The 23,929-nt window shown below is 33.8% G+C and carries 22 protein-coding genes and 7 pseudogenes; 28 read left to right on the top strand and 1 reads right to left on the bottom strand.

Going from position 1 to position 23,929, the window contains the following annotated elements; all coding sequences use genetic code 11:
* The first annotated feature begins 29 nt into the window (after window positions 1-29).
* From HT687_RS12155 to HT687_RS01815, 28 genes and pseudogenes are all read left to right on the top strand, one after another.
* Window positions 30-161 carry a hypothetical protein gene (locus HT687_RS12155; RefSeq protein ID WP_007284949.1) on the top strand — a complete coding sequence of 44 codons (132 nt, stop codon included), beginning with the start codon at window positions 30-32 and terminating at the stop codon, window positions 159-161.
* Window positions 162-173: 12 nt separating this feature from the next.
* The gene (locus tag HT687_RS12150; RefSeq protein ID WP_023932987.1) at window positions 174-296 is read left to right on the top strand and encodes a hypothetical protein; all 123 of its coding nucleotides are present in this window, start codon (window positions 174-176) and stop codon (window positions 294-296) included.
* A 290-nt stretch (window positions 297-586) separates the two neighbouring features.
* Window positions 587-1,147 (top strand): annotated as a pseudogene (locus tag HT687_RS01925) (peptidase M50 family protein); the annotation flags it as partial.
* Window positions 1,148-1,298: 151 nt separating this feature from the next.
* Window positions 1,299-1,997 (top strand): N-acetylmannosamine-6-phosphate 2-epimerase, encoded by a 699-nt coding sequence (locus HT687_RS01920; RefSeq protein ID WP_172924056.1) that lies wholly within the window; start codon window positions 1,299-1,301, stop codon window positions 1,995-1,997.
* 22 nt (window positions 1,998-2,019) lie between these two features.
* The gene (locus HT687_RS01915) at window positions 2,020-2,943 is read left to right on the top strand and encodes a cyclically-permuted mutarotase family protein (RefSeq protein ID WP_023935712.1); all 924 of its coding nucleotides are present in this window, start codon (window positions 2,020-2,022) and stop codon (window positions 2,941-2,943) included.
* An 82-nt stretch (window positions 2,944-3,025) separates the two neighbouring features.
* Window positions 3,026-3,943, top strand: coding sequence for an N-acetylneuraminate lyase (locus HT687_RS01910; RefSeq protein WP_023935714.1), 918 nt, complete (start codon window positions 3,026-3,028; stop codon window positions 3,941-3,943).
* A gap of 31 nt (window positions 3,944-3,974) precedes the next feature.
* Window positions 3,975-5,516 carry a sodium:solute symporter gene (locus HT687_RS01905; protein WP_023935716.1) on the top strand — a complete coding sequence of 514 codons (1,542 nt, stop codon included), beginning with the start codon at window positions 3,975-3,977 and terminating at the stop codon, window positions 5,514-5,516.
* A gap of 18 nt (window positions 5,517-5,534) precedes the next feature.
* Window positions 5,535-5,991: pseudogene (locus HT687_RS01900) on the top strand (YhcH/YjgK/YiaL family protein).
* A gap of 389 nt (window positions 5,992-6,380) precedes the next feature.
* Complete coding sequence (locus HT687_RS11735; protein ID WP_226372468.1) at window positions 6,381-7,214, top strand: sialidase domain-containing protein; 834 nt, start codon at window positions 6,381-6,383, stop codon at window positions 7,212-7,214.
* A 156-nt stretch (window positions 7,215-7,370) separates the two neighbouring features.
* The gene (locus tag HT687_RS11730) at window positions 7,371-7,919 is read left to right on the top strand and encodes an exo-alpha-sialidase (protein ID WP_023935718.1); all 549 of its coding nucleotides are present in this window, start codon (window positions 7,371-7,373) and stop codon (window positions 7,917-7,919) included.
* Entirely contained in the window at window positions 7,920-8,213 is a 294-nt protein-coding gene (locus HT687_RS11725) for a hypothetical protein (RefSeq protein WP_023935720.1), read from the top strand.
* A gap of 39 nt (window positions 8,214-8,252) precedes the next feature.
* Complete coding sequence (locus tag HT687_RS01890) at window positions 8,253-9,362, top strand: Gfo/Idh/MocA family oxidoreductase (protein WP_023935722.1); 1,110 nt, start codon at window positions 8,253-8,255, stop codon at window positions 9,360-9,362.
* Window positions 9,363-9,471: 109 nt separating this feature from the next.
* A pseudogene (locus tag HT687_RS01885) lies at window positions 9,472-10,263 on the top strand (IS5 family transposase).
* Window positions 10,264-10,365: 102 nt separating this feature from the next.
* A pseudogene (locus HT687_RS01880) lies at window positions 10,366-11,113 on the top strand (ROK family protein).
* 24 nt (window positions 11,114-11,137) lie between these two features.
* The gene (locus tag HT687_RS01875) at window positions 11,138-11,461 is read left to right on the top strand and encodes a hypothetical protein (protein WP_023935724.1); all 324 of its coding nucleotides are present in this window, start codon (window positions 11,138-11,140) and stop codon (window positions 11,459-11,461) included.
* Window positions 11,451-13,442 (top strand): V-type ATP synthase subunit I, encoded by a 1,992-nt coding sequence (locus HT687_RS01870; RefSeq protein ID WP_023935726.1) that lies wholly within the window; start codon window positions 11,451-11,453, stop codon window positions 13,440-13,442. Before HT687_RS01875 ends, HT687_RS01870 begins: the two co-directional genes overlap by 11 nt.
* A gap of 15 nt (window positions 13,443-13,457) precedes the next feature.
* Complete coding sequence (locus tag HT687_RS01865; protein WP_000400484.1) at window positions 13,458-13,934, top strand: V-type ATP synthase subunit K; 477 nt, start codon at window positions 13,458-13,460, stop codon at window positions 13,932-13,934.
* A gap of 33 nt (window positions 13,935-13,967) precedes the next feature.
* Window positions 13,968-14,549, top strand: a complete 582-nt coding sequence (locus HT687_RS01860) for a hypothetical protein (RefSeq protein ID WP_023935730.1) — start codon at window positions 13,968-13,970, stop codon at window positions 14,547-14,549.
* Window positions 14,550-14,613: 64 nt separating this feature from the next.
* The gene (locus HT687_RS01855) at window positions 14,614-15,621 is read left to right on the top strand and encodes a V-type ATPase subunit (RefSeq protein ID WP_023935732.1); all 1,008 of its coding nucleotides are present in this window, start codon (window positions 14,614-14,616) and stop codon (window positions 15,619-15,621) included.
* Window positions 15,611-15,931 (top strand): V-type ATP synthase subunit F, encoded by a 321-nt coding sequence (locus tag HT687_RS01850; RefSeq protein ID WP_023935734.1) that lies wholly within the window; start codon window positions 15,611-15,613, stop codon window positions 15,929-15,931. The genes HT687_RS01855 and HT687_RS01850 overlap by 11 nt, the downstream gene beginning before the upstream one ends.
* Window positions 15,932-15,993: 62 nt before the next feature.
* Complete coding sequence (locus HT687_RS01845; RefSeq protein ID WP_172924055.1) at window positions 15,994-17,769, top strand: V-type ATP synthase subunit A; 1,776 nt, start codon at window positions 15,994-15,996, stop codon at window positions 17,767-17,769.
* The gene (locus tag HT687_RS01840) at window positions 17,770-19,155 is read left to right on the top strand and encodes a V-type ATP synthase subunit B (RefSeq protein WP_023935738.1); all 1,386 of its coding nucleotides are present in this window, start codon (window positions 17,770-17,772) and stop codon (window positions 19,153-19,155) included.
* Window positions 19,156-19,177: 22 nt separating this feature from the next.
* A complete protein-coding gene (locus HT687_RS01835) occupies window positions 19,178-19,789 on the top strand; it encodes a V-type ATP synthase subunit D (RefSeq protein WP_023935741.1) in 612 nt (203 codons plus the stop codon).
* A gap of 80 nt (window positions 19,790-19,869) precedes the next feature.
* Window positions 19,870-20,119, top strand: a pseudogene (locus HT687_RS12285) (hypothetical protein); the annotation flags it as partial.
* A 171-nt stretch (window positions 20,120-20,290) separates the two neighbouring features.
* Window positions 20,291-21,091, top strand: coding sequence for a ThiF family adenylyltransferase (locus tag HT687_RS01830; RefSeq protein WP_309598831.1), 801 nt, complete (start codon window positions 20,291-20,293; stop codon window positions 21,089-21,091).
* Between the two features lie 4 nt (window positions 21,092-21,095).
* A complete protein-coding gene (locus HT687_RS01825) occupies window positions 21,096-21,476 on the top strand; it encodes a hypothetical protein (RefSeq protein ID WP_078374353.1) in 381 nt (126 codons plus the stop codon).
* A gap of 203 nt (window positions 21,477-21,679) precedes the next feature.
* Window positions 21,680-22,519: pseudogene (locus tag HT687_RS01820) on the top strand (ABC transporter ATP-binding protein).
* Window positions 22,512-23,225 (top strand): ABC transporter permease, encoded by a 714-nt coding sequence (locus HT687_RS01815; RefSeq protein WP_023932991.1) that lies wholly within the window; start codon window positions 22,512-22,514, stop codon window positions 23,223-23,225. Before HT687_RS01820 ends, HT687_RS01815 begins: the two are co-directional and overlap by 8 nt.
* A 202-nt stretch (window positions 23,226-23,427) precedes the next feature.
* Here HT687_RS01815 and HT687_RS12280 read toward each other — a convergent pair.
* Window positions 23,428-23,652: pseudogene (locus HT687_RS12280) on the bottom strand (IS30 family transposase); the annotation flags it as partial.
* Window positions 23,653-23,929 lie beyond the last annotated feature (277 nt).

Here is a 23,929-nt window from a genome sequence, read left to right as displayed (position 1 = left end):
AATAATTTTTTATGAAGAAGGTAACACATATGTCAGATGAAGTATTCTTATTTGAAGAAATTGAAGAAATCGTAGCCTCTACAGATGGTGAATTTTGGGGGAGTTTTACTTGGAACTGGGGTAGTTCTCTTAATTGGAGTAGCCTATTGTTAAAAAGATAGGGAGTGATAATCATGCAAGATAACTTTTTATTTGAGGAAATTGAAAAAATTTCAGTACCAGTTAGTGATTTTTCAGCTGGACTTGCAATAGGTATCGGATTTGGTTTAGCAATCCTTGCTCTTACTGGTTGTTGAAGTTTGTTCATTTACTAACATTAAGCTTTTTCAATTTCATTTTAGACAGTCATTTGAATTTTCCGTATTAGTCTTGCAGCAAGAGATTAATAGAATTAGTTATTATTTTATTGATTGTGGACTGAGGGACAGTATCATCTATATATACCATCCAGTAAGAAACATGTATTAGTTGGGAAACAGGAAAAAAATGGTTAGAGCAACTAATAGGTCAAGAATTTACCATATCGGACTTATTAGTGTTAGTAGGGAAGAAATATTATTTAAGATTTTATATTGTTCTTAGTAAAATGGGACTTATAGATTCTATGAAATCACGAAAAAAGATAAATATTTTTAAAATATCTTGGGACTTTAATATAACATTGGACTTTAATATAACATTATCTGAAAAATTAAACTATAAAAGATTTAATAAGAATTTTGAAAAAATCCTATTTGGTATTTTCCCATTGGCTCTTATTTTGCAATGTTTTATTATGTATATTTATAGGGCGGATATTTTGACTAATTTCCAAAACTTTCCAATAACGCTAAACATTCTTTTATTTTGGTTGCTTGTTGTTATTATATCTGCAACGATACATGAATTTAGTCATGCAATAATTGCTAATAATTATCAAATTGAGATCCCAAATTGTGGAATAATGCTACTTTTGTTTAATTTGGCTTTTTTTGTAGATTTAAGTGGGGTGCAATTCTTAAAGAATAAAAAACAATTTTTGAAAATTATGTTAGCAGGAATTGCTTCAAATTCGATTTTATCACTTACAGGTTTACTTGTTTTATTGTTCACATCGTATAAATTGCTTGGACTCTTATTTTTTATCATTAACTTAGGTATGATTTTTAGGTCAACTTGCTCCTCTGAAAGTACTTTTAGAGGAGCTGTTTGATTTGGCTAGTTTTTGAAACTGAAATCTATTATACTACAAACTATTGAAAGCGTTTTAATTTTAAGGTATAATAATCTCATAGAAATAAAGAAAAGGAGGAAAGAGGATGCCACAGATTAGCAAAGAAGCCTTGATTGAGCAAATCAAAGATGGAATCATCGTTTCTTGTCAGGCTCTTCCTCATGAACCGCTTTATACAGAAGCGGGAGGGGTGATTCCCTTGCTGGTCAAAGCGGCTGAGCAAGGTGGAGCAGTCGGTATCCGAGCAAACAGTGTTCGCGATATCAAGGAAATTAAGGAAGTCACTAAACTTCCAATCATTGGGATTATCAAACGTGATTATCCACCTCAGGAACCCTTCATCACGGCTACTATGAAAGAAGTTGATGAATTGTCAGAACTGGACATCGAGGTGATTGCTCTGGATTGTACCAAGCGTGAATGCTACGATGGTTTGGAAATTCAAGAGTTCATTCGTCAGGTTAAGGAGAAATATCCTAACCAGCTCTTGATGGCGGACACCAGTACTTTTGAAGAAGGATTGGCAGCGGTCGAAGCAGGAATTGACTTTGTCGGAACAACCTTATCAGGCTACACATCCTACAGTCCAAAAGTGGATGGTCCAGATTTTGAACTCATCAAAAAACTCTGTGATGCCGGTGTAGATGTCATTGCAGAAGGAAAAATTCATACACCAGAACAAGCCAAACAAATCCTTGAATACGGAGTGCGAGGCATCGTTGTTGGTGGTGCTATTACTAGACCAAAAGAGATTACAGAACGCTTTGTAGCAGGATTGAAATAGCATGCTAGAGAAGAGGTGTAATGTGAAAATTGATGTTATAAATCATATAGAGTCACCAGGACTAGCTGGGATGATTTGTAGACGGATTAACAATAGAATTTTAGTATATGGGGGTAGTTATTTCCCAAATAACGATCCGTTAAAGAGTCCAAAAGTCCAATCTAATAAAATTAGAGTTTATGATGAGAAATTTAATCTTCTATATGAACAAGATGGAAAAATTTCTCCAGATAAAGGAATTACAATTGAAGTTGAAAATGAAATCTTTTATATTCTAGGTTCAAGTATTTATCGTATTACAATTGGTGAAAGTGTAGAAGAAATCTGTCTCGGGGATTTTGATTTCCAACTAGAGAGTGGTTATGGTTGTTATTTTGATGGCCACTTATTCTTTGGATTTCAGGAAAGTTATCTGTTCAATATTGAGACTCGAGAGCTTTTAAAAAAATCCGACTTCCCAGTTTCTGGTAGAGGTCAAGGTTTATCAGTCAAATATCAAAATGAATTGTATTATTTAGGTGGAGCGAACAATAAAGCTTATTTAGATGGATACAAGTATATTTTTAAAAAAGATAAGTGGGAAAAACTTGAGTTCGGATTACCAAGTTCAGTTCTAGGAGCATCAAGTATACAAATAAATGAAAACGTTTTATTGATGCTTGGTGGCTTTAATGAAATTGTTTATAATAAAGCAGTTATTGATTTAGCAGCCCCTGGCTATAGGGAAGAATACTTTTCTAAAGGAAGAGATTTCTTTAATTGGAATCGCAGCTTGCGAATACTAGATTTAGAGACAGGTAAGGTCAAGATTGTTGCAAACGATGAGCGTTTTGCTCTTTGTGGGGCAGGTTTTCTAAAAGCTGACAATGGATATTACGTTGTTAGTGGGGAATGTAGCCCAGGAAGACGCACTTCTGATATACTTTTGTTAGAGGAGGAAAAATAACGAAGAGTTTAAATTTTTAATTTCTGCAATGCTTACTTAATCACAATAAATAATTACTTAATACAAATAAAGGAGAAATCTAATGAAAGATTTAACTAAGTACAAAGGCGTTATCCCTGCATTTTATGCTTGCTATGAAGAAAATGGTGAAATTAGCCAAGAACGTGTAAAATCTCTGGTGCAATATTTCATTGACAAAGGTGTAAAAGGTATCTATGTAAATGGTTCTTCAGGTGAATGTATTTACCAAAGTGTAGAAGACCGTAAACAAATTATTGAAGCTGTTATGGAAGTTGCTAAAGGTAAATTAACAGTTATTAACCATGTTGCATGTAATAATACGAAAGATAGTATTGAATTGGCAAAACATTCAGAAAGTGTTGGAGTCGATGCTATTGCAGCTATCCCACCTATTTACTTCAAATTGCCAGAATATTCAATCGCAGAATATTGGAATGCAATGAGTGAAGCTGCGCCAAATACAGATTTTATCATTTATAATATTCCACAATTGGCAGGGGTTGCGTTGACTGGTAGTTTGTATGCAACAATGCGTCAAAATCCTCGTGTGATTGGAGTTAAAAATTCTTCTATGCCTGTACAAGATATTCAAATGTTTGTAGCTGCAGGTGGAGAAGATTACATTGTATTCAATGGTCCAGATGAACAATATCTTGGTGGTCGCTTGATGGGAGCAGAAGCTGGTATTGGTGGTACTTATGGCGTTATGCCAGATTTGTTCTTGAAATTGGAAAGTTTGATTCAAGAACGAGATTTAGATACTGCTAAAAAACTTCAATATGCTATCAATGAAGTTATCTATAAGATGATATCAGGTAAGGCAAATATGTATGCTGTAGCAAAAGAGGTTTTGCGTCTAAATGAAAAACTTGATTTAGGTTCCGTTCGTCAACCCTTAGAAGCATTGGCAGAAGGTGACTTGGAAGTTGCAAAACAAGCAGCCGAACTTATTCAACAAGCACGAAAAGAATTTTTATAGTACCTAAATAAAATCAATATGGAGATATGTTATGGGCACAACAGGATTTACAATAATTGACTTAATTATCTTGATTGTTTATTTACTTGCGGTGTTGGTTGCAGGTATCTATTTCTCTAAAAAAGAGATGAAAGGAAAAGAGTTCTTTAAAGGAGATGGTTCGGTTCCTTGGTATGTTACTTCGGTATCCATTTTTGCCACAATGCTCAGTCCGGTTTCCTTCTTGGGACTCGCTGGTAACTCTTATGCAGGTAGCTGGATTTTATGGTTTGCTCAATTAGGGATGGTTGTAGCTATTCCACTGACAATTCGTTTTATCTTACCTATTTTTGCACGGATAGACATCGATACGGCATATGATTACTTGGATAAACGCTTTAATTCTAAAGCACTTCGTATTATTTCAGCACTCTTGTTTATTATTTATCAATTGGGACGTATGTCTATCATTATGTACCTCCCATCAGCTGGTTTATCAGTATTGACAGGAATTGACATCAATATTTTGATTACTTTGATGGGTGCAATTGCAATTGTTTATTCTTATACTGGTGGTCTAAAATCCGTATTATGGACAGACTTTATTCAAGGTGTGGTTCTGATTAGTGGTGTCGTTGTAGCTTTATTTGTACTGATGGCTAATATTAAAGGTGGCTTTGGTGCAGTAGCAGAAACATTAGCAAACGGGAAATTCCTTGCTGCAAATGAAAAACTTTTCGATCCTAACTTGCTTTCAAACTCCATCTTCTTAATTGTGATGGGTTCAGGCTTTACAATCTTGTCTTCCTATGCTTCATCTCAAGATTTGGTTCAACGTTTTACTACAACACAAAATATTAAGAAACTTAATAAAATGTTGTTCACAAATGGTGTCTTGTCACTTGCAATTGCAACAGTCTTTTACTTAATCGGTACAGGCTTGTACGTATTCTATCAAGTACAAAATGCAGGTAGTGCAGCTAGCAATATCCCTCAAGACCAAATCTTTATGTACTTTATTGCATACCAGTTACCAGTAGGTGTCACAGGTTTGATCTTGGCAGCGATTTATGCAGCAGCTCAATCAACTGTTTCAACAGGTTTGAACTCTGTTGCAACTTCATGGACATTGGATATTCAAGATGTCATTTCTAAAAATATGTCAGAGGATCGTCGTACGAAAATTGCACAATTCGTATCTCTAGCAGTAGGTTTATTCTCAATTGTTGTTTCCATTATCATGGCTCATTCAGATATTAAATCTGCATACGAATGGTTCAATAGTTTCATGGGACTTGTACTTGGTCTACTTGGTGGTGTATTTATTCTTGGTTTTGTTTCTAAAAAAGCAAATAAACAAGGTGCTTATGCAGCGCTGATTGTATCAACTATCGTCATGGTATTTATTAAATACTTCCTTCCTCCAACAGCTGTTAGCTACTGGGCATATTCATTGATTTCAATCTCTGTATCAGTAGTTTCAGGTTATATTGTATCTGTTCTTACTGGAAATAAAGTATCTGCACCTAAATATACAACGATTCATGATATTCCAGAAATTAAAGCGGATTCAAGTTGGGAAGTTCGTCACTAATAGAAAAGAGAAAATAATATGATTATTTCTGAACAATCTGATTTTAGACGATATGCTTCTGTCAATAAACATTTTTCAAAAGTCTGTGATTTTTTAGAAAATACAAATTTGACAGATTTAGTTGATGGAAAATTGATATTGACGGGGAAATGTTTTTGCAAATTGTATGATTTATCTAGCTGATGGAGTTCCAGGAGATATTTTTGAAACTCATAAGAAATCTTTAGATATTCATATTGTTGTTGAAAATACTGAAAAAATGGCAGTAACTTCCCCAGTTCGTGCCCAGTCACGTGTACCTTTTAGCGAAGAAAAGGATATTGCTTTTTACGATAGCAAAGACTATCAAATTGTTGAATTGCTTCCAGGGAATATGTTGGTGACTTTTGAAGAAGATCTTCACCAACCAAAGATTCATTGCAATGATGAGCCTGTTAAAAAACTTGTTATCAAAGTTTTAAACGAGGAAAAATAAAATGAAAAAAATATTAAACAATATGTAACCTTAGGTACTGTAGTGGTATTATCAGCATTTGTTGCTAACTCAGTTGCAGCTTAGGAGACTGAAACTTCTGAAGTATCAACACCAGAGTTGGTGCAACTTGTTGCACCAACGACTCCGATTTCGGAAGTACACCTAAATCGGGTAACTCTTCGGAAGTTACTGTACAACCTCGAACAGTCGAAACTACTGTTAAGGATCCATCTTCTGCAACGGAAGAAACTCCTGTCTTAGAAAAAAATAATGTTACTTTAACAGGGGGAGGAGAAAATGTTACTAATGAGTTAAAGGATAAATTTACTAGCGGTGACTTTGCTGTAGTGATTAAGTACAATTAGTCTAGTGAGAAAGGCTTACAAGCTCTGTTTGGAATATCTAATTCTAAACCCGGTCAACAAAATAGTTATGTAGATGTGTTCCTTAGAGACAATGGTGAATTGGGGATGGAAGCGCGTGATACTTCTTCCAATAAAAATCACCTAGTATCCAGACCTGCTTCAGTTTGGGGTAAGTACAAACAAGAAGCTGTGACTAACACTGTTGCAGTAGTAGCAGATTTAGTCAAAAAAACATATTCTTTATATGCAAATGGCACAAAAGTAGTAGAAAAGAAAGTGGATAACTTCTTAAACATAAAGGATATTAAAGGCATTGATTACTATATGCTTGGGGGAGTGAAACGTGCAGGAAAAACGGCGTTTGGTTTTAACGGAACACTAGAAAATATCAAATTCTTTAATAGTGCATTGGATGAAGAAACTGTTAAAAAGATGACAACAAACGTTGTTACTGGACATTTAATTTATACGGCTAATGATACAACAGGTTCTAACTATTTCCGTATTCCAGTTCTGTATACTTTTAGCAATGGTCGGGTATTTTCAAGCATTGACGCTCGTTACGGCGGAACTCATGATTTTTTGAATAAAATTAATATTGCTACAAGTTATAGTGATGATAATGGTAAGACATGGACTAAACCAAAATTAACATTGGCATTCGATGATTTTGCGCCAGTACCATTAGAATGGCCTCGTGATGTTGGTGGACGTGACTTACAAATCAGCGGTGGTGCAACCTATATTGACTCTGTTATTGTTGAAAAAAATAACAAACAAGTACTCATGTTTGCTGATGTGATGCCTGCTGGAGTAAGTTTTAGAGAAGCTACTAGAAAAGATTCAGGTTATAAATAAATTGATGGTAATTATTACCTTAAATTAAAGAAACAAGGTGATACTGATTAGAATTATACTATTCGTGAGAATGGTACTGTATACGACGATCGTACCAACAGACCAACTGAATTTTCAGTAGATAAAAATTTCGGTATTAAACAAAATGGTAATTATTTGACAGTAGAGAAATATTCGGTTTCATTTAAAAATAATAAAAAGACTGAATATCGTAATGGGACTCACGTCCATATGAATATCTTCTACAAAGATGCATTATTCAAAGTAGTGCCAACGAACTGTATTGCATATATTTCTAGCAATGATCATGGCGAATCTTGGTCTGCACCAACTTTATTACCTCCTATAATGGGACTTAATCGGAATGCGCCTTATTTGGGTCCTGGACGTGGAATCATTGAAAGCTCAACTGGACGTATTCTTATTCCGTCTTACACTGGTAAAGAGTCTGCGTTCATTTATAGTGACGATAATGGAGCATCTTGGAAAGTTAAAATTGTGCCACTTCCTCCTAGTTGGTCAGCAGAAGCACAATTTGTAGAATTGAGTCCAGGAGTAATTCAAGCATACATGCGTACAAATAATGGTAAAATTGCATATTTAACAAGTACAGACGCAGGTACTACTTGGAGTGCACCGGAATATTTGAAATTTGTTTCAAATCCAAGTTATGGAACACAATTATCAATCATCAATTATAGTTAATTGATTGATGGTGAAAAGGCTGTCATTTTAAGTACTCCAAACTCCACAAATGGTCGTAAACACGGGCAAATTTGGATTGGTCTAATTAATGATGATAATACAATTGATTGGCGTTATCATCACGACGTTGATTATAGTAACTATGGATACTCATATTCAACATTGACAGAGTTACCAAATCATGAAATTGGATTGATGTTTGAAAAATTTGATTCATGGTCTCGTAATGAACTTCATATGAAAAATGTTGTACCATATATAACATTTAAGATTGAAGATTTGAAAAAGAATTAAATCTGAAATTTAAAAATATATAGAAATAGGATAAAAATTATGGTAAATTACGGTATTGTTGGAGCTGGATATTTTGGAGCTGATTTGGCTCGCTCAATGAACAAAATTGAAGATGCAAAAGTGGTTGCGGTATTTGACCCAAATCATGGAGAAGAAGTTGCTCAAGAGTTGGGATCAGATGTTTGTGCAAGTTTAGATGAACTTGTAGCACGTGAAGATATTGATTGTGTGATCGTAGCTTCACCTAGCTATCTTCACCGTGAACCTGTTGTGAAAGCTGCTCAACATGGCAAACACGTATTTTGTGAAAAGCCAATTGCATTGTCTTATGAAGATTGTAAAGCCATGGTTGACGCATGTAAAGAAAATAATGTTATCTTTATGGCTGGTCACATCATGAACTTCTTTAATGGTGTACACCATGCTAAAGAATTGATTACTCAAGGTAAAATCGGTAAAGTTCTTTATTGCCATGCCGCTCGTACAGGTTGGGAAGAACAACAACCAACTGTATCATGGAAGAAACTTCGTTCTCAATCTGGAGGACATTTGTACCACCATATTCATGAATTAGATTGCATTCAGTTCATCATGGGAGGACTTCCTGAAAAAGCGACAATGGTAGGAGGCAATGTATATCATAAAGGTGAAAACTTTGGTGATGAAGATGATATGCTCATTGTCAACTTAGAATACTCTGATGATCGTTATGCTGTTTTGGAATATGGTAATGCTTTCCTTTGGGGTGAACACTACGTCTTGATTCAAGGAACTGAAGGAGCTATCAAACTTGACTTGTTCAATACTGGAGGTACTCTTCGTGTTAAAGGTGAAGGAGAATCACACTTCTTAGTTCATGAAACTCAAGAGGAAGATGATGATCGTACAGCTATCTATACCGGTCGTGGTATGGATGGAGCAATTGCGTACGGTAAACCAGGAGTACGTTGCCCATTATGGTTACAAACATGTATTGATAAAGAAATGGAATATCTACATGACATCATTAAAGGTGGAGAAATTACAGAAGAATATGAAAAACTTCTCAATGGTGTAGCTGCTTTAGAATCAATCGCTACCGCTGATGCATGTACTTTATCAGTTAAAGAAGATCGAAAAGTAAGTCTTTCAGAAATCACAAATGCTTAACTATTGTAAAACAGAATAGTAAATTCTTGTCATTATATAATTTCTAAAGTTCTGTGATACAACTTATTGAATAGACTTCCTGCGAAACAAAATATGGTATAATAGTTCTATGAATTATGAAGCAAGTAAACAACTAAATGATGCACAATTTAATCGTCTTGTTGGTGTTCAGCGCACGACTTTTGAAGAGATGTTAGCTGTATTAAAAATTAAACACGCAAAAGATGGATAAAAACCTAAATTAAGCCTAGAAGACCTTCTTATGGCCACTCTTCAATATGTGCGAGAATATCGAACTTATGAACAAATTGCGGCTGATTTTGCTATCCACGAAAGCAACTTAATCCGTCGGAGCCAATGGGTTGAAGTAACTCTTGTTCAAAGTGGTTTTACGCTTTCAAGAACTCACCTTAGTGCTGAGGACACGGTAATGATTGATGCGACGGAAGTAAAAATCCATCGCCCTAAAAAACAATTAGCGAATGATTCTGGTAAAAAGAAATGCCACGCTATGAAGGCTCAAGCGATTGTCACAAGTCAAGGGAGAATTGTTTCTTTGGATATCGCTGTGAACTATTATCATGATATGAAGTTGTTCAAAATGAGTCGCAGAAATATCGGACAAGCTGGTAAAATCTTGGCTGACAGTGGTTATCAAGGGCTCATGAAGCTATATCCTCAAGCGCAAACTCCACGTAAATCCAGCAAACTCAAGCCGCTAACAGCTGAAGATAAAGCCTGTAACCATGCGCTATCTAAGGAGAGAATCAAGGTTGAGAATATGTTTGCCAAAGTAAAAACGTTTAAAATGTTTTCAACAACCTATCGAAATCATTGTAAACGCTTCGGATTACGAATGAATTTGATTGCTGGCATTATCAATCATGAACTAGGATTCTAGTTTTGCAGGAAGTCTAATAAAGAAATAGAGATGGGACTGGGATAATGCCCAGTCCCATTTTTTATCAAAAAGTAATGAGATCAAAAATGTGGGAGTGATGAAATGAAGATTATAGGGATCGATATTGGCGGAACAACAATTAAGGCAGATTTATACGATGATTTTGGAACGAGTTTAAATCAGTTCAAAGAGATAGAAACAATTATTGACTATGATTTGGGAACGAACCAGATATTAAATCAGGTCTGTGATTTAATTGGTGAGTATATTTTAAATTATTCAATTGATGGTGTTGGGATTTCCACTGCTGGAGTTGTTAATGCTAATACAGGAGAAATCATCTATGCAGGCTATACAATACCAGGGTATATCGGAGTAAACTTTACTTCCGAAATAGAAAAACGTTTTGGGTTGTCTACTTTTGTTGAAAATGATGTTAATTGTGCTGAATTAGGTGAATTGTGGAAGGGACAAGCCAAAGATAAGAAAAATGTAGTAATGGTTACTATTGGAACAGGTATAGGAGGCAGTATTATTGTCAATGAACAAATTGTTAACGGATTTAAGATTTGGAGATAAAGTCGCTAAAGAAACTTTTGAAATTTTTGTAGAAAATCTAACAAAAGGTTTATTAACGATTTCTTATCTACTTAATCCAGAAATTCTCATATTAGGAGGTGGGATTCTGGCTAAAAAGGATATTTTGTTACCTGAAATTCAAAGTTCTTTAGCTAAAAATGCAATGGATAATAGGTTTTTGCCTAAAAATGTTGTGGCAGCTACATTAGGAAATGAAGCTGGTCGTATAGGAGCTGTAAAAAATTTCTTAGATAGAGTTTCTAATAAATAGTGTAAAAGATAAGGAGGTGTCACAATGACTAGCTCTGTATTTTCGACAATGCAAGATATTGAGAATGTTGCAACCGATATTATAAAATCATATGATAATGAGATTTATACGTATAAAGCTGTCTCCCAAGAAGAATTGGAAAAACTAGAAAAAAGTTATGATGAAAAAAGTCACGAAGAATTAATTTCAATAGAAAGCAATTTAGAAATGAAACAACAGAACCTCATTGATGAGGTTAATAAAACAATCAAGGAAAATGATGCAAAGATTCAGTATATTTCATCAAGTAGGAGAGGAGAATTTGTAGAAAAAATTATTGGTAGGGTGGTAGAAAAATATGGCTATTAGTCAGATGAAAAGAATTTCTCTACTATTTACTAAGAGTAGTCTTGATGATGTTTTAAAAACTATTCAAGAACTAGAGTCAGTGCAGTTCCGTGATTTAAAGGTTCAGGATAACTGGTCAGAAGCTCTAGAAAAAGATGAGGTTGTATTTCCAACTATTCAAATTTCTCATACTTCTAATTCCAATCATGGGGTTATTGAAGGAAATGATGCCTTGACTTATTTGATGAATAAACAACAACATTTGGAAGCAACTGTAGAGAAATTACAAGAATACCTACCGAAAGAAAACACGTTTAAGTTATTACAGCAACCTCCGATAACAACCTTTTATGAAGAATTAGAAAAATTTGGTAAAGCTAATGTTGCTGAGGGTGTTCTTAAAAAAGTGAATCATCAAATAAACAGAGTTCATGAATTAGAAAGACACATTCAAAGTAATAATGAGGAAATAGAGAGATTAATAAAGTGGGAAAAATTAGAAATTATTCCTGCGTATTTAGAACAATTCTCTTTCTGTAAAGGAAAAGTCGGAACAATTCCAAGGACTGTAGATAATCGCTTATACAATAGTTTTTTAGAAAACAATGTTGAAGTTCAAGAAATATTTTCTAATGATAGAGAGTACGGTGTTGTTGTTTTCTATCAGTCCAGTTGCTCTATTGATTTTGATGAATACTTATTTGAACCATTTGATTATTCTAGAAAGGAATTACCGAAGCAGCGAGTAGTAGATTTGGATCAAAAAAACATGCAGTTAATAACTGAAAAAGAGAATATTATCGCATCGTTGCAAGATTCAAAGAAAAATTTGATAGATTTACAATGGCAAATAGACTATATTTTATCTATCTATGCTCGTCAAATCTCTAAGAATAATCTTTTGAGCACTCCGCATCTAGTTGCATTAGAAGGATGGATAGAAGAAACCCGTATTTTATATTTTATAAAAGTTATGGATGAGCGTTTTGGACATTCTATTTATATTTATGAATCTGAAACATTGACGGATAATCAAGATGAAATACCTATCAAATTAACGAATCATTCTTTAATTGAACCATTTGAATTATTGACAGAAATGTATGCTCTGCCCAAATATTATGAGAAAGATCCTACACCTGTATTAGCACCATTTTACTTTACATTTTTTGGAATGATGGTTGCTGATTTAGGCTATGGTTTACTATTGTTTTTAGGAACAATGTTAGCATTAAAAAATTTTCATCTACCTTCAGCGACTAAGAGATTTTTAAAATTCTTTAATATATTAGGGGTAGCCGTTGCAATTTGGGGTGGAATCTATGGCTCATTTTTTGGATATGAGTTGCCATTTCATCTGATATCTACAACCTCGGATGTCATGACTATATTAGTAGTGTCAGTTGTGTTTGGATTTATTACAGTATTTGTAGGTTTGTTAGCTTCAGGACTACAAAAAGTAAGAATGAAGAAATATGCAGAAGCATATAATTCAGGATTTGCGTGGTGTGTTATTCTGCTTGGCTTGTTATTTATTGCTGTCGGAATGTTGATGCCTGATATGAGACCGTTATTTGTATTAGGGAAATGGGTATCTATTTTTAATGCTGTGGGGATTTTGATTGTTTCTATTATTCAAGCCAAAAGCTTGTCAGGTATTGGAGCAGGATTGTTTAATCTATATAACATTTCATCTTATATAGGTGATTTAGTTAGTTTCACTCGATTGATGGCATTAGGATTATCTGGAGCAAGTATAGCATCAGCTTTCAATTTAATTGTTGGTTTGTTTCCGGGGACATTGGCTAAACTGACAATTGGATTAGTATTATTCATTCTTTTACATGCGATCAATATTTTTCTATCGTTACTATCAGGATATGTTCATGGAGCACGTCTGATATTTGTTGAATTTTTTGGTAAGTTTTATGAGGGTGGAGGAAAACCATTTCAACCTTTGAAGGCTTCTGAGAAATATATTAAGGTTATTACAAAGAATTAATGGAGGATATATATAATGGAACATTTAGCAACTTATTTTTCAACCTATGGAGGAGCTTTCTTTGCTGCATTGGGAATTGTATTGGCGGTTGGATTAAGCGGTATGGGGTCTGCTTATGGAGTTGGTAAGGCTGGGCAATCTGCCGCAGCTTTACTGAAAGAACAGCCAGAAAAATTTGCCTCAGCTTTGATATTGCAACTACTGCCCGGAACACAAGGATTATATGGTTTTGTTATTGGAATTTTGATTTGGTTGCAATTAACTCCAGAACTTCCTTTAGAAAAAGGCGTTGCTTATTTCTTTGTAGCTCTTCCAATTGCTATTGTAGGATACTTTTCGGCTAAGCATCAAGGAAATGTAGCAGTAGCGGGAATGCAAATATTGGCTAAAAGACCAAAAGAATTCATGAAGGGAGCAATTTTGGCTGCCATGGTAGAAACCTATGCAATTCTTGCCTTTGTCGTATCATTCATTTTGACCCTTCGTGTATAAGAAATTAATTTGCTATTCAAAGGAGGAGTCTAAATGAGCAATTTAGAAAACTTACGAGAGTCTGTTATTGAACAAGTTCATGAAAAAGGGCGTATGAAATTATTGGATTCCAAAAAGAAGATTGATGATGAATTTGAAATGCAAAAGTTGGTCATTGTAAAGAAAAAAGAAGCTGAACATGAACGAAAGTTAAAAGAATTACAACAGAAATATCAAATAATTTTTCAACAATTAAAAAATAAGGAACGCCAATCAACGTTAGTATCAAAACAGAAAATATTAAAAGAACTTTTTCAATCTGCTTTAATAGAAATGGAATCTTGGAGTGCAGATAAAGAAATGGAGTTCATCTATCGAATTCTGGAACGATATTCACAACAAGAGGTCATAGTAACTTTTGGGGAGCGGACTTTAGCTAAATTCAATTTGGAACAATTAGAGAAATTGAAATTCTCTTTTCCAAATCATTTATTTAGTGAGCAGCCTATCTCAAATGAATCAGGCCTACTTATTTCAATAGGTAAAATTGATGATAACTATTTGTATAAAACATTAATTGGATTGATTTCTAAGGAAGAAAGTTCAAGTATCGCAAATCAAATTTTTATCAATTAAGGATGAAATTGGTTAATCCTTCTTAGAAATTTGGAGTATTCCAATAAAATTAGAAAGGTATTTTATGGATACTAATCTTTTTTCAAAAATAAATACGACGATTTCGGTAAAAGAAAACGATTTTATTACAGAAGAAAAATTTCAAAAAATTATACAATCCAAAGATATGGAGACATTGGCATTTATCTTAGAAGCAACTCCCTATCATTTATCGATTGACGTTTTAGAAAATCCTAGTCAGACAGAGACTTCGCTAATGACAAAATTAGTCAATGATTATAGATGGGCCTATGCTGAAAGTCCGTCTGATAAAATTGTGACTTTATTTGCTTTACGATATGTTTATCATAATATCAAAGTCTTATTAAAATCTAAGGCGGCAATTAAGAAAGATTTTTCTAAATTATTAATTCCAATAGGGATTTTTGATATAGAAAGTTTAAAACATTTAGTTTCTTCCTTACATTCAGATACACTTCCTGATTTTATGGTTCATGAAGTAGAATCAATTTGGAATGAGTATGAAACTTTTAATAATATTCGTGTACTTGATGTCGGAGCTGATCTAGCATATTTTAAACATCTGAAACTTTTATCTAATGAGTTAGATGAGGTGCTGTCTCAGGTTATTGTCGCAATGATTGACTTTTATAATATTATTACTGTAAAACGTGGTTTATCTCAAAATAAGAGTCATGGGGATATTTTACAATTACTTTCAGATGAAGGAAGTATTTCTTCCAAAGAATTTATATACATTGTAGAAAATCAAGAAATATTTGTGTGGTTCAATAAAATAAATCCAAGCTTAGATTCAATCTTTTCAACTTATGAATTGAAGATGCAGGACGCAACAATTTCATCTTCTGATTTAGAATTTTTATGTGATTTATTATTGTATAAAACTTTAGATCAAGGAAGGTACAATGTAGATGGGCCGTTAGTACTTGCTAGATATTTATTGGGATGTGAGTTTGAAGTAAAGAATCTCAGAATGATTATATCAGCTCTTCAAAATACAATTCCCTTTGAATCAATAAAAGAAAGGATACGCCCGCATTATGAAAGCTAAAAAGTATAAAATTGGCATAATTGGTAGCCGTGATATTATTTTACCCTTTAGCATGATTGGGTTTGATATATTTCCTGCCTATCAAGAACAAGAAGCTACAAATACTCTAAGAAAATTAGCTCAATCTGATTATGGTGTCATTTATATCACTGAAGACATTGCTTCAATGATATTAGATACAATTCGCCATTATGATTCCCAAGTTGTGCCTGCTATTATTTTATTACCGACTCATAAACCAGGTTTAAATCTAGGATTAAAACGTATAGAGGATAATGTAGAGAAAGCAGTAGGACACAATATTTTATAATAATATACAAAATTATCTGTAATATTATTCTATAATTTTTGGACTTAGTAAGGAGAATAACTTTGACTCAAGGGAAGATTATAAAAGTATCGGGACCTCTAGTTATTGCATCAGGTATGCAGGAGGCTAATATTCAAGATATTTGCCGTGTAGGTAAGCTAGGGTTAATCGGTGAAATTATTGAAATGAGAAGAGATCAGGCATCTATCCAAGTCTATGAAGAAACATCTGGTCTTGGTCCGGGAGAACCTGTTGTTACAACTGGAGAACCTCTCTCGGTTGAATTAGGGCCAGGATTGATTTCTCAAATGTTTGATGGCATACAACGCCCATTAGATCGATTTAAATTGGCTACTCATAATGATTTTCTAGTTCGTGGGGTAGAAGTTCCAAGTTTGGATAGAGATATTAAGTGGCATTTTGATTCTACTATAGCAATTGGTCAAAAAGTGAGTACGGGTGATATTCTTGGAACTGTCAAGGAAACCGAGGTAGTTAATCATAAAATTATGGTTCCTTATGGAGTATCTGGCGAAGTCGTTTCTATTGCATCTGGTGATTTTACAATTGATGAAGTTGTATATGAAATAAAAAAAATGGACGGTAGTTTCTATAAAGGAACGCTTATACAAAAATGGCCTGTTCGCAAGGCGCGTCCTGTTTCTAAACGTTTAATCCCAGAAGAACCATTAATCACAGGTCAACGAGTTATTGATACATTCTTTCCAGTAACCAAAGGGGGAGCAGCAGCTGTTCCTGGACCGTTTGGAGCAGGAAAGACAGTTGTACAACACCAAGTAGCTAAATTTGCTAATGTTGATATTGTTATTTATGTCGGTTGTGGAGAACGTGGAAATGAAATGACGGATGTACTGAATGAGTTTCCTGAGTTGATTGACCCTAATACCGGACAATCAATTATGCAACGGACAGTTCTGATTGCTAATACTTCAAATATGCCTGTTGCTGCTCGTGAGGCTTCAATTTATACAGGAATTACCATGGCTGAGTATTTTCGTGATATGGGCTACTCTGTCGCCATTATGGCTGATTCGACTTCACGTTGGGCAGAAGCGCTACGTGAAATGTCAGGACGTCTAGAAGAAATGCCTGGGGATGAGGGTTATCCTGCTTATCTGGGAAGTCGTATCGCTGAATATTATGAAAGAGCGGGACGTTCTCAGGTTCTAGGGCTTCCAGAACGTGAAGGAACGATTACTGCTATTGGAGCTGTATCGCCACCCGGTGGAGATATTTCAGAACCAGTTACTCAAAACACTTTACGGATTGTGAAAGTTTTTTGGGGGCTTGATGCTCCGTTGGCACAGCGACGTCATTTTCCTGCAATTAACTGGCTTACATCTTATTCACTCTATAAAGACAGTGTGGGAACTTATATAGATGGTAAAGAGAAGACAGATTGGAATAGTAAAATAACTCGTGCGATGAACTACTTACAACGGGAATCTAGTTTAGAGGAAATTGTTCGTCTTGTTGGAATTGATTCTCTGTCTGATAATGAACGACTAACGATGGAAATTGCTAAACAAATTCGAGAAGATTATTTGCAACAGAACGCTTTTGATTCGGTAGATACATTCACTTCGTTTGCAAAACAAGAAGCAATGCTAAGTAATATCCTAACTTTTGCTGATCAGGCAAATCATGCTCTAGAGTTGGGTTCTTACTTTACAGAGATTATGGAAGGTACCGTGGCAGTTCGAGACCGTATGGCGAGAAGTAAATATGTTTCAGAAGATAGATTAGATGAAATCAAAATTATATCAAATGAGATTACACATCAAATTCATTTGATATTAGAAACAGGAGGTCTATAAATGAGTGTTATAAAAGAATACAGAACTGCTAGTGAAGTTGTTGGGCCTCTTATGATTGTTGAACAAGTAAATAATGTGTCTTACAATGAGTTAGTTGAAATTCAACTTCATAATGGAGAAATTCGTCGTGGACAAGTTTTAGAGATCCACGAAGATAAAGCAATGGTTCAGCTTTTTGAAGGATCTAGTGGAATAAATTTAGAAAAGTCTAAAATTCGTTTTGCTGGTCATGCATTAGAATTGGCTGTATCTGAGGATATGGTTGGTCGTATTTTTAATGGGATGGGAAAACCAATTGATGGTGGACCAGATTTAATTCCAGAGAAATATTTAGATATTGATGGTCAAGCTATTAATCCTGTATCTAGAGATTATCCAGATGAATTTATTCAGACAGGGATCTCCTCTATTGATCATTTGAATACTCTTGTACGTGGTCAAAAATTACCAGTATTTTCAGGTTCGGGCTTACCTCATAATGAATTAGCTGCTCAGATAGCAAGACAAGCGACTGTTTTAAATTCTGATGAAAATTTTGCGGTTGTATTTGCAGCAATGGGTATTACTTTTGAAGAAGCTGAGTTCTTTATGGAAGACCTCAGAAAAACAGGAGCGATCGATCGTTCAGTCTTATTTATGAACTTGGCAAATGATCCTGCAATTGAGCGTATTGCAACTCCCCGCATTGCTTTAACTGCGGCAGAGTATCTAGCTTTTGAAAAAGATATGCATGTTCTAGTTATCATGACGGATATGACTAACTATTGTGAAGCGTTACGTGAAGTCTCGGCAGCTCGCCGTGAAGTTCCAGGTAGACGAGGCTATCCGGGATATTTATATACAAATTTATCAACTCTATACGAAAGGGCTGGTCGCTTAGTTGGTAAAAAAGGTTCAGTGACACAGATTCCTATTTTAACAATGCCAGAAGATGACATAACACATCCAATTCCTGATTTAACTGGATACATTACTGAAGGGCAAATTATTTTGTCGCATGAGTTGTATAATCAAGGTTATCGTCCACCAATCAATGTTTTACCTTCTCTCTCTCGATTAAAAGATAAGGGATCTGGAGAAGGTAAAACTCGTGGAGATCATGCTCCAACTATGAATCAACTGTTTGCAACCTATGCTCAAGGGAAAAAGGTTGAAGAGTTAGCAGTAGTATTAGGAGAGTCGGCTTTATCTGATGTAGATAAATTGTATATGAGGTTTACAAAGCGCTTTGAAGAAGAGTACATCAACCAAGGATTTTATAAAAATCGAAATATAGAAGATACGTTGAATCTTGGGTGGGAATTACTATCAATTCTTCCTAGAACAGAGTTAAAACGTATCAAAGATGATTTGCTTGATAAATACTTACCTTTGGTAGAAGTTTAATCCAGAAATGGAGTGATTATCTATGGTACGTTTGAATGTAAAACCAACTCGTATGGAATTGAATAACTTAAAGGAACGTTTGAAAACAGCTGAACGTGGACATAAGTTATTAAAGGATAAAAGAGATGAATTGATGAGGCGATTTATTTCTTTGATTCGTGAGAATAATCAACTTCGGAAAGAAGTAGAAAGTTATCTAATTGATAATCTAAAATCCTTTGCAGTTGCTAAATCATTAAAGAATTCTCAAATGGTGGAGGAATTATTTTCAATTCCATCGAAAGAAATTGAATTATTTGTTGAGAAAGAAAATATCATGAGTGTAATAGTTCCTAGAATGTATATGAATATTACTTCTCAAAATGAGAACAGTGAATACAGCTATTTATCTTCTAATAGTGAAATGGATGATGTATTTGCTACAATGAATTGTTTAATTGATAAATTACTAAGACTGGCAGAAGTTGAAAAAACGTGTCAGTTAATGGCTGATGAAATAGAAAAAACACGTAGACGTGTAAATGGTTTAGAATATTCGATTATTCCAAACTTGTCAGAAACTATTCATTATATAGAATTGAAACTAGAGGAGGCAGAAAGAGCCAATTTAGTTCGGATTATGAAAGTGAAGTAGATCCTTTATTTAGATTATTAATTAGATGAACAAATATCAGCTTGGATAAGGCGGTAAGTCTTTCTAAGCCGTTTTTTAGTAATTCAATTCCTTTTTTTCAGTATGATAGTGGTATTATTTTAAGATACTTGAATTCTAACAATAATAACTTGAATTTTCAGTATATAGTTCAACTTTTAATAGCATTTGTTATTATTTATTTCCCTTTGAGTCAACTATTACAGTTTTTGACACCTAATATTATTGTTCGTAGTATAGGAGGGGTGGTTGTTTCTATACTGCTTTCTATATTATATGAGAGGAAGGACGAAATATGTTCTACGTAAATAGTTATGTTTTTGCTTATAAAAAAGAAGGTATAATGTATTTGCGTGGTCGGAGTATGCGGGAAATAGCTATAGAACCTCAAATTTCGCAAGAATTTATCAACGATCTATTTAATAGTTGTAAGGAACTATTAGAGATAGAAGAAGTATTAGGCAGTAAACTAACATTTGAACTATAAATGAACAAATTTTAGTTTCGGATGAGATAGATATTGATAGGAGATATTCTAGAACTAAAGGTTACTGTTCGTTATTTTATAATGAAGAGTATAATAAAATACAGAATAAAACAGTATTAGTATTAGGAGCAGGAGCCTTAGGATGTTATATATCTCTAAGTCTAAGTATGTATGGAGTGAGGAAACTTATTGTCGCTGATTACGATATAATAGAACCATCAAATTTAAATAGGCAAATTCTTTATACAGAGTCGGATGTTGGTAAGGAGAAGATTAATGTTCTTTCTGAAAAAATACACAAGTATAATTCAGATGTTCAGGTAGTACCTATTTCTATTAAAGTTTCTTCAGTAGAAGAATTAGAAAACATTGTTGCGGAATATGGGAGTATAGATTTTATCGTTAAAGCAATTGATAGGCCCATTGATATTATAAAAATTGTCAATCAATTTGCTGTATCGCATAAGATATCCTACATATCAGGAGGGTTTAATGGATGCTATCTTATTATTGATAATATATATATCCCTACCATCGGTTCTTGCTTTGGTTGTCGGAATATAAACAAAGGTATAAATAAGTACACTTTATCTGATAAGACAAAGTGGCCGACTACACCAGAGATGCCTGCTATTTTGGGAGGGATAATGACTAATTTAATAATTAAAATATTTCTGGGATGTTATAATGAAATCCTAATAGATAACGCTTACGTTTATAATATGAGAAATCATGCTCTAAGTCAAGAAAAATATGTTCTGGAAAACGGAGAATGTCCAATTTGTAAAAAAAAATAATAAAGTGAAAGATAACAATATTAGAGCGAAAACATTTATTCGTTCAGTTTGTTTTTGCTTATTATCAGGAGGAGTAGCTTTTTTATCTGCTATTGGGCAGTTCGCTGTTATAGAAACACAATTAATAGTATTGTTCTTGGGTATTATTTTTGCTATATATTATGCTTACTACAATAAAAATGTTCAAACATCATTGGAAAATATAGTATGGCTTTTTTCATCGTTTGAGATTTTATTTTTGCTTGTTAATTTTAGAACATTTATTCAGTTACCAGTGGATATTTTTATTGGTATGATAATATTTTTAATGCTGTGGATATTTATTATGTTAGGTATAGTGTGTCTTAGTTATTATATAACTTTATTATTTAGCAAGGAGGCTTAGTATGTTTAAAAAAATAGGTATAATGAGTATTTGCATATATATAATTATTTTATACTGCTTGAGAATGTATCGTATTATCAATAATATTGAAACAATCTTGCTAACGGTTATATGCTTAATGTTATTGTTTTTTTTAAGACGTTTATTTGATAAAGATAAGTAAATAGATGTTAAGTAAAAATGTAGAATATAAAGGAGGTGCAATGAGTATGATTGAAGTTAGCCATTTATCAAAAAGTTTTGGTGATAAAATAGCTTTAAATAATATAAGCTTCACTGTTAAAGAAGGTTAGATTTTTGGATTTTTAGGACCATCTGGTTCTGGAAAGACCACAACGATTAATATTCTGACTGGGCAGTTCCTTGCCGATAAAGGACAATCTATTATTTTGGGACAAAAATCTCAAAATTTAACAAGCGGTGAATTAAAGAGAATTGGATTGGTTGGCGATACAAGTGGATTTTATGAGAAAATGTCTCTGTATAACAATCTTCTTTTTTATAGTAAATTTTATAATATTAGTAAATCACGTGTTGATAATTTGTTAAAGCGAGTAGGATTATATGATAGTCGCAAGATGGTAGCAGGAAAATTATCCACTGGAATGAGGCAACGAATGCTTTTAGCACGAGCTCTTATCAACAACCCCGCTGTACTCTTTCTGGATGAACCGACCTCAGGTCTAGATCCCACAACTTCTCGAACAATTCATGAGTTAATTTTAGAATTGAAAACAGCAGGGACAACGATTTTTCTAACGACTCATGATATGAATGAAGCAACTCTTTTATGTGATTATGTTGCCTTATTAAATAAAGGAAAATTAGTTGAGCAAGGAGCTCCTTCTGAACTCATTCAAAGATATAATAAAGATAAAAAGATTAAGTTTACAGATTATAATGGGAATCAGATAACTTTTGATTTTACATCACTAGAACAGGTATCTCAGGCTGATCTGGAAAATATTTTTTCAATTCATTCATGTGAGCCTACTTTAGAAGATATTTTTATCACATTAACAGAAGGAAAGCTAAATGCTTAAACGGTTTCTGGCTTTGGTATGGTTGCGTTGTCAAATTATCCTTTCCAATAAGAGTATTTTATTGCAAGTTTTAGTGCCTTTTGCTTTCACATATTTTTATAAATATCTTATGGAAACACAGGGGAAGGTCAACGATCAACAGGCATTAGTTCTTTTGATGATGTGTTTACCTTTTTCTTTGGCTTTGGCTGTTGGAAGTCCTATAACTATTATCTTGTCTGAAGAAAAAGAAAAGTACAATTTACAAACTCTTCTGTTGAGTGGTGTTAAAGGCTCCGAATACATTTTATCAACTATGTTTCTTCCTTTTTTGCTAACTTTTGTGATTATGGGAACTACTCCTCTTATTTTAGGAGTTACAATTGTACATACTTTTAATTATATTACAATCGTTCTTCTAACCTCTTTATCCATCATTTTATTCTATTTATTGATAGGTTTAACCGCGAAGAGCCAAGTAGTAGCTCAGGTTATCAGTCTTCCTGCTATGATTTTAGTTGCTTTCTTACCGATGCTATCTGGTTTGGATAAGACAGTTGCGAAGATAACAGATTATAGTTTTATGGGACTGTTTACTAAGTTTTTCACAAAATGGGAGGAATTTTCATGGAATAAAACTCTAATTCCTAATCTAACACTACTTATTTGGATTGTTCTTCTATTAACTTTAATTACGCTAACTATTAGGAAAAAGAAAATTTCTTAATTGAGTTATTTTAATGATTATAAACACAAGTGGGAAGGAAAAAATGAACTGATCTTTTTGACAGCAATTCTACAGAATAGTCTTATTGCTATATTTTGATTTGAGTGTACGAAAAAAGAAAAATAACAATAGTGCTCATACTAATTGCAGAAGTTTTGGGTGATAAGATAACTGATAAATTGCAATAAAAAATGCAACATTTTTAAATCTCCTCTATAAGTGCTTCAAAAAGTGCTTCAAAACCTGTCTTGTAATCCAAGTATTTTTGGGGACGGTGATTAATAAGCTAGCAAAGCATCATTAAGGATTTTTTCGGTAATTGTTGCCAAATCGGTTTAAGAAAATACCCACGAAGAAGTCCATTCGCATTCTCATTACTTCCCCTTTGCCAAGATGAATAGGCATCCGCAAAATAAAACAGAATTCCCATTTGTTCAATTAAAGGGTAACAAGCAAACTCTTTTTCTCTGTCCGAAGTGAAAGTCTTTAACTATTCTTTTGGAAAGAGTCTTGTGAGGTGTTCAATAGCAGTCAACATGGATTTAGCTGTTTTTACTTGACAAGTACTAGTAGAAATAATAGAATAATAGAAAACCTTTAAAGCAGTCCAGAGAGGCAGCTAAGGTTAGACGGTGAAAGGGTGGAGACTACCCATTTTTCGTGGAACCTTGCTGTTGGCAGGTTCCTTTTTTCGTGGCTTCTGT

The sequence above is a fragment of the Streptococcus sp. 1449 genome, assembly GCF_013276805.1.
Classification (GTDB): domain Bacteria; phylum Bacillota; class Bacilli; order Lactobacillales; family Streptococcaceae; genus Streptococcus; species Streptococcus pseudopneumoniae.
Note: the sequence above shows the minus strand (reverse complement) of the source record. Positions and strands in the feature narration are given on the sequence as shown.

Bases quoted from the DNA above. Each gene is read 5' to 3' on its own strand.
- HT687_RS12155 (WP_007284949.1), top strand. From the start codon at position 30: ATGTCAGATGAAGTATTCTTATTTGAAGAAATTGAAGAAATCGTAGCC.
- HT687_RS12150 (WP_023932987.1), top strand. From the start codon at position 174: ATGCAAGATAACTTTTTATTTGAGGAAATTGAAAAAATTTCAGTACCA.
- HT687_RS01920 (WP_172924056.1), top strand. From the start codon at position 1,299: ATGCCACAGATTAGCAAAGAAGCCTTGATTGAGCAAATCAAAGATGGA.
- HT687_RS01910 (WP_023935714.1), top strand. From the start codon at position 3,026: ATGAAAGATTTAACTAAGTACAAAGGCGTTATCCCTGCATTTTATGCT.
- HT687_RS01905 (WP_023935716.1), top strand. From the start codon at position 3,975: ATGGGCACAACAGGATTTACAATAATTGACTTAATTATCTTGATTGTT.
- HT687_RS01890 (WP_023935722.1), top strand. From the start codon at position 8,253: ATGGTAAATTACGGTATTGTTGGAGCTGGATATTTTGGAGCTGATTTG.
- HT687_RS01875 (WP_023935724.1), top strand. From the start codon at position 11,138: ATGACTAGCTCTGTATTTTCGACAATGCAAGATATTGAGAATGTTGCA.
- HT687_RS01870 (WP_023935726.1), top strand. From the start codon at position 11,451: ATGGCTATTAGTCAGATGAAAAGAATTTCTCTACTATTTACTAAGAGT.
- HT687_RS01865 (WP_000400484.1), top strand. From the start codon at position 13,458: ATGGAACATTTAGCAACTTATTTTTCAACCTATGGAGGAGCTTTCTTT.
- HT687_RS01860 (WP_023935730.1), top strand. From the start codon at position 13,968: ATGAGCAATTTAGAAAACTTACGAGAGTCTGTTATTGAACAAGTTCAT.
- HT687_RS01855 (WP_023935732.1), top strand. From the start codon at position 14,614: ATGGATACTAATCTTTTTTCAAAAATAAATACGACGATTTCGGTAAAA.
- HT687_RS01850 (WP_023935734.1), top strand. From the start codon at position 15,611: ATGAAAGCTAAAAAGTATAAAATTGGCATAATTGGTAGCCGTGATATT.
- HT687_RS01840 (WP_023935738.1), top strand. From the start codon at position 17,770: ATGAGTGTTATAAAAGAATACAGAACTGCTAGTGAAGTTGTTGGGCCT.
- HT687_RS01835 (WP_023935741.1), top strand. From the start codon at position 19,178: ATGGTACGTTTGAATGTAAAACCAACTCGTATGGAATTGAATAACTTA.
- HT687_RS01815 (WP_023932991.1), top strand. From the start codon at position 22,512: ATGCTTAAACGGTTTCTGGCTTTGGTATGGTTGCGTTGTCAAATTATC.